The organism is Streptosporangium minutum, from assembly GCF_002149035.1.
GTDB lineage: Bacteria > Actinomycetota > Actinomycetes > Streptosporangiales > Streptosporangiaceae > Streptosporangium > Streptosporangium minutum.
In genome coordinates this window covers 1-16,158 of the sequence record NZ_NGFP01000215.1, presented here as the reverse complement: position 1 = coordinate 16,158, position 16,158 = coordinate 1, and the positions used below count along the sequence as shown (strand labels likewise).

13 protein-coding genes and 1 pseudogene are annotated in these 16,158 nt (G+C 70.7%); 7 read left to right on the top strand and 7 right to left on the bottom strand.

The features are described 5' to 3' along the window. Positions 1 to 1,284: serine/threonine-protein kinase (locus CA984_RS33625; RefSeq protein WP_086577469.1), on the bottom strand; the 1,284-nt coding region annotated here is incomplete at its 3' end. Between the two features lie 60 nt (positions 1,285 to 1,344). Between CA984_RS33625 and CA984_RS46590 the strand changes: the two genes are divergently transcribed. Continuing rightward, positions 1,345 to 1,485 carry a hypothetical protein gene (locus CA984_RS46590; RefSeq protein WP_165781510.1) on the top strand — a complete coding sequence of 47 codons (141 nt, stop codon included), beginning with the start codon at positions 1,345 to 1,347 and terminating at the stop codon, positions 1,483 to 1,485. Between the two features lie 220 nt (positions 1,486 to 1,705). Here CA984_RS46590 and CA984_RS33620 read toward each other — a convergent pair whose 3' ends face one another. The 4 genes from CA984_RS33620 to CA984_RS33605 form a co-directional block, all read right to left on the bottom strand. Further along, positions 1,706 to 3,181, bottom strand: coding sequence for a serine hydrolase domain-containing protein (locus tag CA984_RS33620; RefSeq protein ID WP_242676318.1), 1,476 nt, complete (start codon positions 3,179 to 3,181; stop codon positions 1,706 to 1,708). Positions 3,182 to 3,385: 204 nt separating this feature from the next. Next, positions 3,386 to 3,766, bottom strand: a complete 381-nt coding sequence (locus CA984_RS33615; protein WP_086577468.1) for a VOC family protein — start codon at positions 3,764 to 3,766, stop codon at positions 3,386 to 3,388. A gap of 137 nt (positions 3,767 to 3,903) precedes the next feature. Then, positions 3,904 to 4,791 carry a LysR family transcriptional regulator gene (locus CA984_RS33610; RefSeq protein WP_086577467.1) on the bottom strand — a complete coding sequence of 296 codons (888 nt, stop codon included), beginning with the start codon at positions 4,789 to 4,791 and terminating at the stop codon, positions 3,904 to 3,906. A 222-nt stretch (positions 4,792 to 5,013) separates the two neighbouring features. Beyond that, positions 5,014 to 6,222 (bottom strand): macrolide family glycosyltransferase, encoded by a 1,209-nt coding sequence (locus CA984_RS33605; protein ID WP_086577466.1) that lies wholly within the window; start codon positions 6,220 to 6,222, stop codon positions 5,014 to 5,016. Positions 6,223 to 7,004: 782 nt separating this feature from the next. Between CA984_RS33605 and CA984_RS48350 the strand changes: the two genes are divergently transcribed. Then, the gene (locus tag CA984_RS48350; RefSeq protein WP_242676317.1) at positions 7,005 to 7,589 is read left to right on the top strand and encodes a L,D-transpeptidase; all 585 of its coding nucleotides are present in this window, start codon (positions 7,005 to 7,007) and stop codon (positions 7,587 to 7,589) included. Between the two features lie 112 nt (positions 7,590 to 7,701). On the opposite strand, the gene CA984_RS33595 is transcribed toward CA984_RS48350, so the two are convergent. Both CA984_RS33595 and CA984_RS33590 read right to left on the bottom strand, forming a co-directional pair. Then, the gene (locus CA984_RS33595; protein ID WP_086577465.1) at positions 7,702 to 8,052 is read right to left on the bottom strand and encodes a hypothetical protein; all 351 of its coding nucleotides are present in this window, start codon (positions 8,050 to 8,052) and stop codon (positions 7,702 to 7,704) included. Positions 8,053 to 8,191: 139 nt separating this feature from the next. Beyond that, on the bottom strand, positions 8,192 to 9,220 hold the full coding sequence (locus CA984_RS33590; RefSeq protein ID WP_086577464.1) for a GDP-mannose 4,6-dehydratase: 1,029 nt from the start codon (positions 9,218 to 9,220) through the stop codon (positions 8,192 to 8,194). A gap of 277 nt (positions 9,221 to 9,497) precedes the next feature. Here CA984_RS33590 and CA984_RS33585 point away from each other — a divergent pair, with 277 nt between their 5' ends. The 5 genes and pseudogenes from CA984_RS33585 to CA984_RS33565 all read left to right on the top strand — a co-directional run. Then, positions 9,498 to 10,742, top strand: a complete 1,245-nt coding sequence (locus CA984_RS33585) for a glycosyltransferase family 4 protein (protein ID WP_086577463.1) — start codon at positions 9,498 to 9,500, stop codon at positions 10,740 to 10,742. Between the two features lie 34 nt (positions 10,743 to 10,776). Then, positions 10,777 to 11,502: pseudogene (locus CA984_RS33580) on the top strand (class I SAM-dependent methyltransferase); the annotation flags it as partial. Positions 11,503 to 11,563: 61 nt separating this feature from the next. Beyond that, positions 11,564 to 12,616: a prenyltransferase/squalene oxidase repeat-containing protein gene (locus CA984_RS33575; RefSeq protein ID WP_086577461.1), complete on the top strand. Its 1,053-nt coding sequence runs from the start codon at positions 11,564 to 11,566 to the stop codon at positions 12,614 to 12,616. Positions 12,617 to 12,854: 238 nt separating this feature from the next. Beyond that, positions 12,855 to 14,462 (top strand): DUF1702 family protein, encoded by a 1,608-nt coding sequence (locus tag CA984_RS33570; protein ID WP_133061853.1) that lies wholly within the window; start codon positions 12,855 to 12,857, stop codon positions 14,460 to 14,462. A gap of 18 nt (positions 14,463 to 14,480) precedes the next feature. Then, the coding region (locus CA984_RS33565) for an FG-GAP repeat domain-containing protein (protein WP_086577459.1) at positions 14,481 to 16,158 on the top strand (1,678 nt) is incomplete at its 3' end.

Sequence of the window (16,158 nt, the reverse complement as noted above, 5' to 3'; positions counted from 1 at the left end):
TGTGGGAGATGACGAGGGAGCGGAGGTTCCGGAGGGAGCCGTGGACGGCGGGGCGGAAGATCCGGAGAGGCCCGTGGGCGACGGGGCGGAGGTCCCGGGGAGCTCCGGCTGCCACAGCTGGAAGGCCACGGCGACCAGGATGAGGACGGTGACGACCGCCCCGGCGGCGAGGAGGCGACGCCGGGCGGGACGGTGCGGTGCATGGGACGCCGAGGGCGTGACAGGAGGGCTCGGGGCAAGGGACGCCGGAGGCACGGCAGAAGAACTCGGGGCGCGGGACGCCGGAGGCGTGGCGGAAGGGCTCGGGGCAGGGGACGCCGGAGGCACGACAGGAGAACTCGTAGCGCGGGACCCCGGAGGCACGGCAGGAGAACTCGGGGCGCGGGACCCCGGAGGCGGCGGGAGCGGGGCGCGCGGCCGGTGATCCGCGGTGCCGGTCTCTTCGCGGGTGAGGGCGGTCTCTTCGTGGGTGGTGACGGTCTCTTCGTGGGTGAGGGCGGCGAGCAGGCTGCTGACGGCAGGCCGGGCGGCGGGGTCTTTGGCCAGGCAGGCGGCCAGCAGCGGGCGCAGCCGCTCGGGAACTCCGGTGAGGTCGGGTTCGCGGTTGGAGACGGCGTTCATCACCGCCGCCGCGACGTCGCCGGGGAACGCCCGATGCCCGGTGGCGGCGAACACCATGGTGGCGGCCCAGCTGAACACATCCGACGCCGTACCGGCCTGGTGGCCGTCGAGCTGCTCCGGCGACAGGTAGGCGGGGGTGCCCACCAGTCCCGATGACGTGGTGGTGCCGTCCAGCACGCGGGCGATGCCGAAGTCGATGACCACGGGCCCCTCCGGCCCCATGATCACATTGTCGGGTTTGAAGTCGCGGTGGACGATTCCGGCCCGGTGGATCGCGGCCAGAGCCGTCAGGGTGGCGACCGCGAGCCGGTCCAGGCCACTGCCGGTCCGCGGCCCGTCGCCGGTGACCAGCTCCTTCAGGGAGGGCCCCGGGATGTACTCACTGACCAGGTAGGGGCGGTCGCCGGTGATCCCCATGTCCAGGACCTGGGCGGCGCAGAACGCCGCGACCCGGCGGGTGACCTCCGCCTCGCGCATGAACCGCTCGCGCACCTTGGGGTCGGCCGCCATCCGGACGTGCAGCAGCTTGACCGCGACCTGGCGGCCCGATGGATCACGGCCGAGGTGGACCACGCCCTGGCCGCCGTCGCCCAGCACCCCGGTCAGCCGGTAGTCGCCGATCCGCTCGGGATCACCCGCGGCCGGCGGACCGGGACCGGACACCGCGCACCTCGTCTCCCTGACCCCGTGGGCGGACGGCCGGGGCCGTCCTTGATCCAAGAAATGACGACAGTCGCCAGCCTGCCGCAGCAGAAGCCCTTCGGTCCAGTGGTCCTGGTCGGCGTCGTCCGCGGCTCGAAGGCGACCGCGATCTTCTCGCCTGTCGCCCCCGACTCCTCGCGGCCGTCGTTCTCCGGGCCTTGACGCGGTGGTGGCCCCTACCGGGAAGCCGACGACGGCCTACCACACCGCACTCGGGAGAGCGCCGTCGAATCATCCTTGGCCGGCACGCTTCCCGGCAGGCGATCGCTCTACGAGGGAGTCAGCCCACATACTCGTCCCTGGTGTCGCGCTCAGGCGAGGAGCTCGCCGAGCGACTCTGACCATCGGGACGGGCCCAGGTGGGCGCTCGGCATCCTTCGCGTCAGCCTGCGGCCTGCCCGCCGCCGAACACCTCCTGGACGAGCCTCTGCGTCGCCTGCTGGAACGACCCGCCCATGGACATGTCGGTGTCGTCCACGTAGTTCAGCGAGGCGGTCAGGGTCGTGCGGCCGTCGGGCGTGCTGTACATCAGTCCGGCGTGCCCCGTGATGCCGCCGTTGTGGGTGATGACCTTTCCGCCGCCCGGCACGTCCTGCACGAACACCCCCAGGCCGTAGCCGGCCTTCGATTCCGGCGTGCACATCTCGGCCAGCAGCTCGGCCGGCAGCAGCCTGCCGCCCACCAGCGCGGAGATGAACGTGGCCAGGTCGCGGGTGGTGGAGATCATGTCACCGCCGGTGGAGATCCAGGACGGGTTCTGGCGGGTGACGTCGACCACCTTCTCCTGGCCGTCCTCCTCATACCGGTAGTAGGCGTGGGCGTGCGGCTCGGGAATGTCGAGGGAAGTGTCCGGCACCACGGTGCCGGTCAGGCCGAGCGGTCCCAGGATCAGCCGCTGCATCTCCTGGCCGAGGGAGCGGCCGGTGACCTTCTCGATCAGCAGCCGGGCCAGCACGTAGTTGGTGTTGGCGTAGCTCCAGTCGGTGCCCGGCTCGAACCTCGCCGGCTTGGACAGCGCCAGCCGTACCAGCTCTTCGGGCCGGTAGGTGCGGAACCGGCCCTCCACCCACTCCTTGCCCTGAAAGACGACCCCGGGCACGAACTCGGGGTAGTAGTCGCCGGTGAAGTTGAACACCCCGCTGGTGTGCTGCAGCAGCATCCGTACCGTGATCCGCTCGTCCAGCCCGAACTCGGGCAGGTAGCCGGCCACCGCGTCGTCCAGCCCGAGCCTGCCCTCCGCCACCAACTGCAGCACTGCGGTCGCGGTGAAGGTCTTGGTGTTGCTGCCGATACGGAAATGCCCGTCCACCGGCGGCTGTTCGGTCCCGCCGAACTCGCCCGCCCCGGCGCTGCCGACCCACTCGCCCCTCTCATCGTGTACGCGCAGCGTCACCCCGACGAAACCGGAATCGACCATCTCCTGGATGATTTTCTGCAGCTCCGGGCGGTCCTGGTCGGCGGCGGCGTCGAGGGCTCCGGTGATCTTGCGGGCCATCTCCGCCATGGTGGGGCTGGTGGCGCCCTGCTGGGGCCGGGTGGCCGCCTCGATGGCGACGAGGACGGTGCGGCGGAAGTTGTCGACCTCGGCCGGAACCTGCCGCTGGAGCAGGCTCATGGCTTCCGTCAGTGCGGGCAGCACCTGGTCGGCGAGTGCGGCGACGGTCTTGCCGTTCAGGCCCTTGGGCGCCTTGGCCAGTACGTGCCCGACCAGGCCGGTCGCGGAGGTCAGGGCGATGGAGCCCTCGGTGGCGACCTTGTGGGCCGAGCCGGCGGCACCGGCGGCGGACATCAACGAGACGGCGCCCCAGGCGGCGGTCCGCAGGGTGAGTTCGTCCTGCTCGGAAAGGGTGACAGACATGATGGCATGCTCCTTGGAACCAATGAGAAAATTCACTTGAACGGACCGATGATGGAATGCGGTCCTGCCGGCGCCCGAGGTATCGGGCCGGGTCGGGTCGCCATCGCCGAACCGCTCATGGCATCCAGCATCGGCGACGGCTCTGATACGGGGCTGTCGGCGTCCTGACGCCGCCGCTGACACGACCAGATGGCCGGTCCGGCGTCAGCTCGTGATCGGGGAGATCCACTCGGTGAGCTGGATCGCGACACCGTTGGGGTCGGTGAGCTGCATCATCAGCTCACCCCATGGCTCCCGCCGGAGCGGGATGGTGATGGTGGCGCCTTCGCGGCGCAGCCGCTCGTACTCGGCGGCGAGATCGGTGACCGTGAACACCACGACCGCGTCTGCCAGTCCCTGTCCCGGTTGCCACCGTTCGGGGTCGCGCTCCGTCAGGACCAGGTCGACGGCCACGTCGTCACGGCCCAGGGCGATGAACCTCTCGCCGGCCAGGATCTCGCGGAAGCCCAGATGACTGGCGAAGAACCGGCTGGAAGCGGCCGGGTCGGCGACGGTCAGCGATACCGCGGAAGAGATGATGTTCACGCCACAGCACCACACAAGGACATATCGCCACTTACCTCCCACCAGGCGTGTTCTTTGGACGCATCAAGCATCACGCCGGGCAGTGCAGCGGAACAACGGCGACTGTCGCAACGGTCGTCAACCCGCGGTTGACGGTCTCAGCCGGGCAGCGGTCCCAGCTCACGCACCACGCGGGCGAAGGCGCGGATCCTGTCGTTCTCCGCATCGCTGCGCCACACCAGCACGTACGACAGCGCCTCCATGTCCGTGACAGGCAGATAGACGATGTCGGGGCGCGGATAATACCTGGACACGTGGACCGGGAAGAGCGAGACCACATCCCCGATGGCCGTATGCATGAAGATGTCCTCGATGTTGTCCACGAGGTTCGTACGTTCGATCGACCGGCCCTTTGAAGTGAGCTCCGGAATGTAGTGGTCGAACCAGTAGTCAGGCACCTGCTCGACGGCCACGTGCCGATAGTCGCTGACCGCCTCCAGGGAGACCGTGGACCTCTTGGCGAGGGCGTTGTCGGCAGCCACGGCCAGCACTCTCGGCTCGGCGAAGAGCAGGGGGCCCACGGTCAGGTCGGGCTCCTCCACGGGTAGCCAGGTGACCAGGATGTCGGCCTCCCCGTTGCGCAACTGGGCGAACGGATCCGCATAACCCGACATCCGCAGGCGCAGTTCCCACTGCGGGTGGCGGGAACGGAAGGTCTCCCAGTACCGGCGCAACTCCTGGACGTTGGCGGGATACAGGCTGACCCGAAGCGTGCCGGTCTTGCCCCGGGCGGCCAGCCGAGCCCGCTCCAGGCTCTGCGTCAACCCCTGGTGCAGCTGGCGCAGGTCATCGCGGAGCTGCTCACCCACCGGCGTGAGCCGGACATTACGACTGTCACGGGCGAAAAGCTCGACGCCGATGATCCGTTCCTGCTTCTTGAGCGCCTTGCTGACCGCCGCCACCGAGACGTGCAGCCGCTCCGCTGTGCGGCCGAAGTGCAGCTCCTCGGCAAGAGTCAGGAAGATCTCAATATCGCGCAGCTCCACCGACCCTCCCTCTCCGACCCCGAGTCACCCTGAACACGCCAAGCCGGTTGAAATCACTGATTTGGCGGGTAAGTCTGACATGCAAAGGTGACGTCCCGCAGAGCGGTGCAGTCTCTCGCCCGCCAACCCTGGTCCCCGAGACAGGGCGCGACGAGACCGTTGGACCACTTCCTACTCCGAGATCATCTCGATGTGGGTTCCGGGCTTATGTGGGCTGTCCCCCTACGACGCCCGTGTCGGCGTGGCTGTCTCCAGCAGTCGCTCGACGAGGTCGGCCGCGCGGGCGGTGCCGCCCTCGGCGCGGACCTCGGCGCTGATCTTCTCCAGCCGCAGCGCGACCTCCGGGTCGGAGGTGAGTTCGAGCAGGGCCGCCCGCAGCGCCTCGGGGGTGGCCTGCGCGGTGTCGATCCGGCGGCCGGCTCCCAGCTCCACGATCTTGTCGGCGTTGTCGAACTGGTCGGCGCCCTGCGGGATCGCGATCATCGGGACACCGCAGTACAGGCCCTCCTGGGTGCCGCCCATGCCCGCATGGGTGACGAACGCGTCGGCCTGCTCCAGGATCGACAGCTGCGACACCCAGCTGTGCACCTCCACGTTGGCGGGGATCTCACCGAGCTCGGCGGGGTCGACGAGCTTGCCGATCTGGAGCACGACGTGCCAGCCGGGCAGGTCGCCGAAGGCGGCCAGGCAGGAGCGGTAGAAGCCGGGCAGGTTGGTGAAGGCGGACCCCAGGGAGACCAGCAGCACCTTCTCCGCGCCCTCGGGCCGGGTCCAGGCCTCCTGGTGGGCGCGGGCGCCCAGGCACGGCCCGGTGAAGGTGATCCGCGCCGGGTCGACCCGGTCGGCGTTGGGCTGCATCATCCTCGGGATGAGCGCGAGCGCCCGTTCTGGATAGCCGACGAACGCCTGGGAGTCGGTCCCGGTGATGCCGTTGTCCACCAGCCACTGGTCGAACCGCCGGTAGTGCTCGGCCCCGCCCGGAGCCTTCTTCAGCTCCTCGACCATCGGCGCCGTGTCCTCCTTGTAGCCCTCCCACGCCACATAGGACGGTGAGAGCTGCATCGCCGGGATGCCCCAGTTCTCGGCGAGGACCCGCGCGGAGTAGCCGGCGATGTCGTAGAGGAACAGGTCGGGCCGGTCGTCGCCGTAGGCGTCGCGGAGCTGCGGCAGCATGGAGACCGAGTCGTTGAGGAAGACGTCGAGCTGGGCGATCGTGTCCTCCGGCCAGCCCTCGGGATCGTTCATGGGCAGCGTCGAGGCGTACGGCACGGGCTCGGCCCCGGCCCCCTCGATCACCTCGGCGAAGGACGGGTCGTTGGCGTAGGTCACCCGGTGGCCCCGGGCCGCCAGCTCCCTGATCACCTCAAGGCTGGGGTTGACGTGGCCGGGGGCGGGGATGCTGACCATGGCTATGTGCGCGCGCCGGGGCATGCGGTCTCCTTCTGATTGCGACCATTTTCAAAACGAGACGTCTCGTCTCGGAACGCTTCCATCGTGCCCTCCTCCTCGTTCGCTGTCAAAGCGTTAACCCGCCCTCACGGCGACCCGGCCTCCGCCCCGTCCCCGGGCACGCCGGGCTCCGTCGGGCGCGTCCGTCCAGCCGAGGGCGCGGTTCCGTCCCCGGGCGCGAGCGCGGTCCGGCCACGCCGGTCCCCGGGAGACGGACACGCCTCTCGCCGTCACGCCCGGAGACGGACACGCCTCTCGCCGTCACGCCCGGAGACGGATACGCCTCTCGTCGTCACGTAATGTGACGTCATATCGGCCGACATCATCGATATAACCGAGGGTCACAAAACCGGGAAATCCGAATATGCGCTATTCCTTGTTGGACAGAGCCCGTGCGTGAGGGGAACGGCTCCCGCACGGCCGTCCGCCTGGCCGCCGGAGCCTCGGGTGCGGCCGTACTGGCAGTTCTGGCCGTCCTGGCCGTGAGCTCCTCCTGCGGGACCGACGACCCGCCGCCCACCGCGCCACCAGCCGCCTCACCCGCCGCGCCGTCGCCTGCCACCCCGCCGGAGGAGATAAAGCCGGCCCCCGTATCGCCGGCCCGAATGGCGAAATTACCAATTGCCACGACATATGCGACATTACGCCGGGCGCCACGGGATTCCCGCCCATTCGGAACGACGAGCGGGGTCATCGTCCACCCAAAAGGGAGACAGGTGGTCTATTCCCGTCCGGGTGGGCCGCCGGTGGCGGTCCTGCCTCCCGTGCAACTGGGGAACCCGACCTGGGTGCCGGTGGTGCGGACGCTGCCGGGATGGGCGCGGATACTACTGCCGAGCCGGCCGAACCGGTCCACGGGCTGGATCCACACCGGCGCCGGCGGGGTACGGACCGCCCGCAGCACCCATCGGGTCCAGGTCGATCTGGCCGCCCGCAGGCTCAGGCTGTCCGACGCCGGCCACAGGACGGGGTCCTGGGCGGTGGCCGTCGGCACCGACCGGACGCCCACCCCGGCGGGGCGGACGTTCCTGCTCGCCTCCGTGTCCCCGGAGCACCCGACCTACAGCCCGCTGTTCCTCGCGCTCGGCGCGCACTCGGGCACTCTCAGGACCTTCGCCGGCGGCCCCGCGACGATCGCCCTGCACGGCTGGCCGGACAGGGGGGTCTTCGGCCGTGAGGTGAGCTACGGCTGCGTGCGCGTCCCGGCCGCCGCGCTGCGCGCGCTCTCCCGGCTCCCGCTGGGCACCCTCGTCATGATCACTCGCCGGCCGCGAGAGGACCGGCCGGGGCCGTCGGCGAGCACCTCAGGGGCAGGCCGCGCACACCACGGCGCCCCGGCCCCTCGCTGAGGGGCCGGGGCGCCGTCACGCGCGGACCGGCTCACGCCGGCCGGTCCCGGCGGCCTCACGCACCCGTCTCACCCGGGAACCCGGGAGGTACGGCGCCGCCGGGCCGGGGCCGTCACCCCACGTAGCTGATGAGGAAGGGAAGCGGCTGGTCGCCGTCCTCCAGGGTGCCGATCGACCCGTTGGGGTGGAGCACGACGTTGCCGTCGCCGTAGTTGTCACCCTTCCAGGAGTAGATCCACGCCGGGCCGTCGAGGTACGTGGCGGCGCTGGTGCGCCACACGTCGGAGGGGAGGTCGGCCAGCTGGTGCCCCTCCCCACGGGAGGCGGCGAAGGCACGCGCCTCCTCGCGGGTCTTCTTCAGACCCTTCCCGTACCAGTACAGGCGGTATGTCCCAGCGGCGACCGCGTCGTCCGCATACTCGGCGTCGATGGTGATGGGAATCTGTGTCAGCTGTTCGGTCATGGCCGTTCCGCCTCTCAGTCGGGGGAGGCGCGCGAAACACCTCCCCTCCGTTACTCACTGCTGCATTTCCGTTACGCAGAGCAGTGAAACGGGAGAGGGGTGATCATCCTCCGGAGAGGGACGATCACGGAGCCGAGGATCAGGGCCAGGAGGAGTCCTGGTCGGGGTCGCCGCCGTCGGACAGGAGCTTGACGTCGGACTCGACCATCATCGCGACGAGCTCCTCGAAGGAGACCGAGGGTTCCCAGCCGAGCTCGACGCGGGCCTTCTTCGGGTCGGCGCAGAGCAGGTCCACCTCGGCGGGGCGGTGCAGGGACTGGTCGCCGACCACGTGCCGCTCCCAGTCGAGCCCGGCGGCGGTGAAGGCGGCCTCCACCAGCTCGCGGACGCTGTGGGTGCGGCCGGTGCCGATCACGTAGTCCTCCGGCGCGTCCGCCTGGAGCATCAGGTGCATCGCCCGGACGTAGTCGCCCGCGTAGCCCCAGTCGCGGCGGGCCTCCAGATTGCCCAGGCGGAGCTCGGAGGCCAGACCGAGCTTGATCCTGGCCACGCCGAGGGTCACCTTGCGGGTGACGAACTCGGCGCCCCGGCGCGGGGACTCGTGGTTGAACAGGATTCCCGACACCGCGTACATACCGTAGGACTCGCGGTAGTTCTGGGTCAGGAAGTGGCCGTAAGCCTTGGCCACGCCGTACGGCGAGCGGGGGTGGAAGGGGGTGATCTCGGTCTGCGGGGTCTCACGGACCTGGCCGAACATCTCCGACGACGAAGCCTGGTAGAAGCGGATCTGACCGGATCCGGCGGCCGTACGCGAGGACGAGATGCCCGAGCAGACCCGGATGGCCTCCAGCATGCGCAGCACGCCCATGCCCGTGACCTCGGCCGTGAGCTCGGCCTGCTCCCACGACATCGGCACGAACGAGATGGCGCCCAGGTTGTAGACCTCGTCCGGCTGGACCTTCTCCACGGCGGAGATCAGCGACCCCTGGTCGAGCAGGTCGCCCCGGACGAGCTGGACGTCCTGCAGGAGCTTGCGCACCCGGGAGACGCGCGGGTTGGCCTGCCCCCGGGCCAGGCCCCACACCTCGTACCCCTCGCTCAGCAGGCACTCGGCCAGATAGGAACCGTCCTGCCCGGTGATACCGGTGATCAGCGCGCGCCTGGCCAACGCGTCCTCCTTGTTCGTCGAGCGGACCTTGTACCACTGATTGGCGAATGTACCGTCATGCCCATCACTGGGCACCATGTCGGTCGGAGCATGCCTAGAACACGTTTCACCGAATCTTGCTCGGTCCAGGTAACGCCGCAGTTCGGACCCAGTGCGACATGTTCTAGGAACAATTCCACACTGGGTCCAAGAGAGCTACCGAATGGTAGGGTCCGAGTACTAAGGTCATCTTTCACGGTACCTGTCCCCTTCCGGACAGGGTGAGGAAGGGGTTGCCGTGCCAGGTGCGGACTCACTGCGGATCGCGCTGCTGTCCTACCGCAGCAAGCCGACCTGTGGTGGCCAGGGCGTCTACCTGCGTCATCTCAGCCGCGAGCTGGTCGCCCTCGGGCATCACGTCGAAGTCTTCTCCGGCCAGCCGTACCCAGAGCTCGACGAGGGCGTCATCCTCAACAAGGTCCCCAGCCTGGACCTGTATCGCGACGAGGATCCCTTCCGCACCCCCAAGCCGCATGAGTATCGCGACTGGATCGACTGCCTTGAGGTCGCGACCATGTGGACCGCCGGATTCCCCGAGCCGCTGACCTTCACCCTCCGGGCGCACCGCGAGCTGAAGAAGCGCGTCGGCGACTTCGACGTGGTGCAGGACAACCAGACGCTCGGCTACGGCCTGCTCGGCATCCAGAAGCTGTTCCCCGTGGTCGGCACCATCCACCACCCGATCAGCGTGGACCGGCGGATCGAGCTGAAGGCCGCGCCGCTGCGCAAGAAGCTCTCGCTCAGAAGGTGGTACGGCTTCGTCCGGATGCAGGCCAAGGTCGCGCCCAGGCTGAACCCGATCCTGACCGTCAGCGAGTCCTCCCTCGCCGACATCCACCGCGACTTCAACGTGCCCCAGGCCAACATACGGCTCATCCCGCTCGGCGTGGACACCCGCTACTTCCACCCGCGCCCGGAGACGCCCAGGCGGCCGGGCTCGATCGTCGCGGTGGCCAGCGCCGACTCGCCGATGAAGGGCGTCTCGACGCTGCTGCGGGCGGTGGCGAAGCTCGCCACCGAACGGGACGTGAACCTGACCGTGGTCAGCAAGCCCACCCCCGGCGGCCCGACGGAGAAGCTGGTCGCCGAGCTCTCCCTGCACGACCGGGTGACGTTCGTGCACGGCATCTCCGACACCGCGCTGGGCGAGCTGATCGCCACCTCGGAGATCTCGGTCGTGCCCTCGCTCTACGAGGGCTTCTCGCTGCCGGCCGTCGAGCACATGGCCTGCGGCACCCCGCTGGTCGCCAGCCGTACCGGCGCACTGCCCGAGGTGGTCGGCGACGCGGCCGTCCAGGTGGCCCCCGGCGACCCCGAGGAGCTGGCCGCCGTCCTGCGCCGCCTGCACGACTCCCCCGAGGAGCGGGCCGAGGTGGGCAGGAAGGGCTACGAGCGGGTCATGGAGCGCTACACCTGGAACGTCGTCGCCCAGCGGACCGTGGAGGCCTACCACGAGGCCATCCAGGCCCGCCGCGCGAAGTGATCGACCTCAACCCGATTCATCTCAAAAGGCTCAAGAGGAGCGGCGAGTGCTGACTGTCGACTTCGGCCGGTTGCCCGTGGGGCCCGGAACCCGAGTTCTGGACCTGGGCTGCGGCGGCGGACGGCACGCTTTTGAGGTGCTGCGCCGGGGCGCCGACGTTGTGGCCTTCGACATGGACGCCGAGGAGCTGGAGGGCGTGGCGAGCATGTTCGCCGCGATGGACAAGGCCGGTGAGGTGCCCCCGGGCGCGACGGCCGAGACCGTGACCGGCGACGCGCTCAAGATGCCGTTCGAGGACGCGACCTTCGACCGGGTGATCGCGGCCGAGGTGCTGGAGCACATCCCCGACGACATGGCCGCGATGCGGGAGATCTTCCGGGTGCTCAAGCCGGGCGGCCGGGCGGCCATCACCGTGCCGAGCTTCCTGCCGGAGCGGATCTGCTGGGCGCTGGACGAGGCCTACCACACCGCCCCCGGCGGGCATGTCCGCATCTACACGCTGGCCGAGCTGAGCGCCAAGCTGAAGTCGGTCGGCATGGAGATCGGCCCGCACCACCACGCCCACGGCCTGCACGCGCCGTACTGGTGGATCAAGTGCGCGGTCGGCGTCAACAATGACGACCACCCGCTGGCCAAGGCCTACCACGAGATCCTGGTCTGGGACATCATGAAGCGCCCGGCCGCGACCCGGATCGCCGAGGCGGTGCTCAACCCGCTCATCGGCAAGAGCGTCGTTCTCTACGTCCGGAAACCTGCATGATCTACTGGGAGCGCACCGGCCCACCGGGGGACGGGGCGGGCACCGGGGCGGATGAGGAGCGGTGAGCGACCAGTTGAGGTGGGAGCAGGTCGTCCAGACCGCCCAGAGCATCGCCCGCGTGCAGGACTCCGACGGCGGCATCCCGTGGCCCGAGGGACACGTGGACGCCTGGAACCACGTCGAATGCCTGATGGCGATGAGCGTGGCCGGGCTGACCGGGCCGGTCCGCAGAGGCTATGACTGGCTGGTCCGCACCCAGCGGGCCGACGGCTCCTGGCCGATGAAGCTGGTCGGGGGCAGGGCGGTCGAGCAGGGCGGGGAGTCCAACCACGCCGCCTACGTCGCGGTCGGCGTCTGGCACGAGCTGCTGGTCACCGGGGACGAGGACTTCGCCCGCGAGATGTGGCCGGTCGTCCGGTCGGCGCTGGACTTCGTGGTGGAGCTGCAGACCACCCGGGGCGAGATCGTCTGGGAGCGGGCGGCCGACGGCAGACCCGCCCGGTACGCCCTGCTGACCGGCTGCGCCTCCATCTACCAGGGGCTGCGCAGCGGCGTGCTGCTGGGCGAGCAACTGGGCGATCCGCAGCCCGACTGGGAGCTCGCGGCCGACCAGCTCGGCCACGTGCTCGCCGCCCACCCCGAGGCGTTCGCCGACAAGAGCCGCTTCTCGATGGACTGGTACTACCCGATCCTCGGCGGCGCGGTACGCGGTCCGGCGGCCCGGGCGCGGCTGGCCGAGGAGTGGGACACGTTCGTGGAGCCGGGCCTCGGCATCCGCTGCGTCTCCGACCAGCCGTGGGTGACCGGCGCCGAGTCGTGCGAGCTGGTGCTCACCCTGGACGCCGTGGGCGACCGGGACCGGGCGCTGAAGCTCTTCGCCGACATGCAGCACCTGCGGCACGAGGACGGCTCCTACTGGACCGGCTGGCAGTTCGTGAACGAGAAGTGGTTCCCGCACGAGCGCTCCGCCTACACCGCGGCCGCCGTGGTGCTCGCCGCCGACGCGCTGACCGAGCACACAGCCGCCTCGGGCGTCTTCCGGGACGCGGGCAGATACGTGACGGATCGCCCCACGACGGACTGCGGCTGCAGCCACGCCGGTTCACGGGCCTGACCCGCAGGCCGCCGCCACTCCGCCCCGTGGGTCGTCACCGGGGACGACGCAGGCTGCGGAAACCCGCACGTACACCGATCGGTGTACGTGTGCTCCATAGAGGTCTCGGCCAACCAGGATCAACACAGTTCAGGGCTCATCACACCAAGGTTGTGTGCCGGGCCGATAGCGCTTTCTTTGCCAGGAATCCGAAACGCAGTGCTTGAAGGCCAGAATGCGACTTACTACGTTCAGGCCTGTGAGCAATGCGGAGGGCACCCGAGTAGTGGCTCAGAGCGACGGAGCCGGTAGGGCCGACGCGGAGCAGATCCCCGACGCGGAGCGGCCCCCCGGCGTGGAGCGGCCCCCCGGCGTGGAGCGGGCCTCCGCCGCGGAGACGGCCGGATCCGGGAGGAGCTCCGACGCGGAGCGGGTCGTCGGCGCGGAGAAGGACGGCGCGGAACAGGTCCCCGGGCGTGACAGGACCGGAGCCTGGAAGATCCCCGGCGCGGGAAGGGTCCCCGGCACGGGCGACAGCGGAACCCGGACAACCACCGGCACGGGCGACAGCGGGACCCGGGCAGCCACCGGCACGGGCGACAGCGGAGGCCGGGCAACCACCGGCACGGAGAAGGCGGAGGCCGGGCAGGTCACGGCGACGGAGAAGGTCCCCGGCGGCACACCGGAGCCGGCCGCCCCCGCCTCGGCGGACCCGGTGGACCCGGTGGACCCGGTGGACCCGGTGGACCCGGTGGATCCCCCGATGGACCTGACGGCCCAGACGGCCCCGATGGACGCGGTGGTCGCCACAGCGCCGGCGGCGCAGGTGGTCGCGACGGCGCCGGCGGCGCAGGTGGTCGCGACGGCGCCGGCGGCGCAGGTGGTCACCACGGCACCGGTGGACCCGGTGGACCCGGCCGAACTGGAGCTGACCAGGCCCCGGGGGCTGCCGGGCCTGTTCTGGAAGGATCTCGCGCAGGTCGACTTCGGACCGCGCCGGTTCCGGCTGGGCCCGGCCCGGGAGCGGCTGGAGACCGCGAGCCAGTCGTTCCTGACGGGCTTCAACGCGGTGATCGCGGGTGAGACCGGGCGGATCGACGACATCCACGAGGAGCTGCGCGGGTTCGCCTACGAGGGCGCCGGCATGGCCTGCACCACCCTCGACGTGCTGACGATCACCGGCGGCCGACGGCTCAGGGACCTGCTCAGCGGGCAGGGCATGCGCTATCCGCACATGATCCACATGGGCGCCGGCTGGGCGTACGCCCGGCTGCGCATGCGGCCGATGTGGGGCATCCGCTCGGTCCACCCGCTGCTGCGCTGGCTGGCGTTCGACGGCTTCGGCTTCCACCAGGGCTTCTTCGCCACCGACCGGACGGTCGGGCGGCAGCGCTCGGCGGGCCTGATGGACCGGACCCGGCGGGCGATCTTCGATCAGGGGCTGGGCCGGATGCTCTGGTTCCACGAGTGCGCGGGTGTGGACGACGTCATCCTCCGCATCGCCGAGTTCCCCCCGGGCCGCCGCGCCGACCTGTGGAGCGGCGTGGGCCTGGCCGCCACCTACACCGGCGGGGCGAGCGCCACCGAACTGGAACGGCTGAGCGCGGCCGCGGCCGAGGACGGCTTCCGCGCCCACCTCGTGCAGGGCAGCGCCTTCGCGTGCGCCGCCCGGCTGATCTCCGGAATCGTGCCCGAGCACACGGTCGCCGCCACGCCCGCGCTGTGCGGGGTGGAGGTCGACGAGGCGGGCGGCTGGACCGACACCGCGCTCGTCGCCCTGGGGCACAACGCCCACAGCGGCGACCACTACCAGGTCTGGCGGGCGGGGATCAGGAAGGCCTGGGCGCGGCGCAACCGCGACTCTTGACCACAGCTCGGGGGAGCCGTGAAAGCGACATCGGGGATTCGCAAGTATGCGGCGGGGGCTCTGGCACTGACGGCCTGCACCGCCGGCTGGAGGCTGACCGGGCTGCCCGACACCTCCGCGGCGGAGGCCGCCCCGGGCTTCTCCTTCACCGCCAGCCCCCTCGGCCCGGCCGACCAGCCGGGTGATCGGAACCTCCGGCCGGTCGCACCGGCCTACCGGGACATCCGGGCCTGGGTGTCCTCGACGGGCGCGGGCATCGCGCTGTTCGACGCCGACAACGCGGTCGTCTCCGACGACGTGTGCCTGGTCGACCCGCGCCATGACACGGTGACCGTGAGCCCCGCGCCGGGCACGCCACGGCACTACCGGCCGTTCACACTGGATGCGCCGGCGCGCAGGCCGTACGAGGCTCCGACGGGGTGCCTGCCCGCCGACCTCGACCAGGACGGCTGGCAGGACCTGGTCGTCTACTACTGGGGCCGCTCCCCCTCGCTGTTCATACGGGTCCCCGGCGCCCCGCCGTCCGGCGCGGCCTTCCGCCACCGCGACCTGACCCCGGAGCCGGAGATCTGGAACACCGGCGCCGCCACGGCCGGTGACTTCGACGGCGACGGCCGCCTCGACCTGGTCTTCGGCAACTACTTCCCGGACGGCGCCCGAGTGCTGGACGACACCGCGGACCACGCCGGCGTCGCGATGCCCGGCTCGCCGTCCGCCGCCGGCGACGGGGGCGTCAACCGTCTCTACCGGGCGACGGGGCCCGCGCGGTTCACCGAGGCGGCGGGGGTGTTCGACGGGGCCGGGACCGGGGCCAGGGGGTGGACGCTCGCGCTGGGCRCCCAGGACCTGGACGGCGACGGCCGGCCCGACCTGTATGTGGCCAACGACTTCGGGCCGGACGAGCTGCTGGTCAACGAGTCGGTACCCGGGAGGATCAGGTTCCGGGAGGCACGGGGAACCAGGCACCTGAGCACGCCCCGGTCCAACGTCGTCGGCCAGGACTCCTTCAAGAGCATGGGGGTCGGCTTCACCGACCTCAACACCGACGGCACGCCGGACATCCTGGTCAGCAACATCACCGAGGACCCCGGGGCGTACGAGAGCGACTTCGCCTTCGTCTCCCGGCCGGGCGGGCTCCACGAGGGCCACGCCCCCTACGACGACCACGGCGAGGACCTGGGACTGAGCCGTACCGGATGGTCCTGGGACGTCAAGGCCGCCGACTTCGACAACGACGGCACCGACGAGATCATGCACGCGACCGGGTCCGTCCGGGGAACGAGCGGCCGGCGGGTGCCGCCCAGGGAGGCGGTCTCCGGCGCCCCGCTCCCGTCCGAGCCGACGCCGGGGACGGACACAGGGACCGGAGCAGGGACCGGGGACGGGGACGCGGACGACGGCCTGTCGGGCGGCGGCACCAACAGCTTCTTCGTCCGGGGCCCCGGCGGTCGTTACGTGGACGTGGCCCGGCGGGCGGGGGTCGGCGGTGACACGGTCAGCCGGTCCTTCGCCGTCGGTGACGTGGACGGCGACGGGCGGCTGGACTTCGCGGTCGCCAACCAGTGGGCCGCGTCGGTGCTCTACCGCAACAACGGCGTCACCGCGCCGTTCGTGGGCCTACGGCTCCGCCTTCCCGCCGGATCCTGCGGCACGGCCGCCGCCCCGCCGCTCTCCACACCGAACGCCCCCTCCGCAC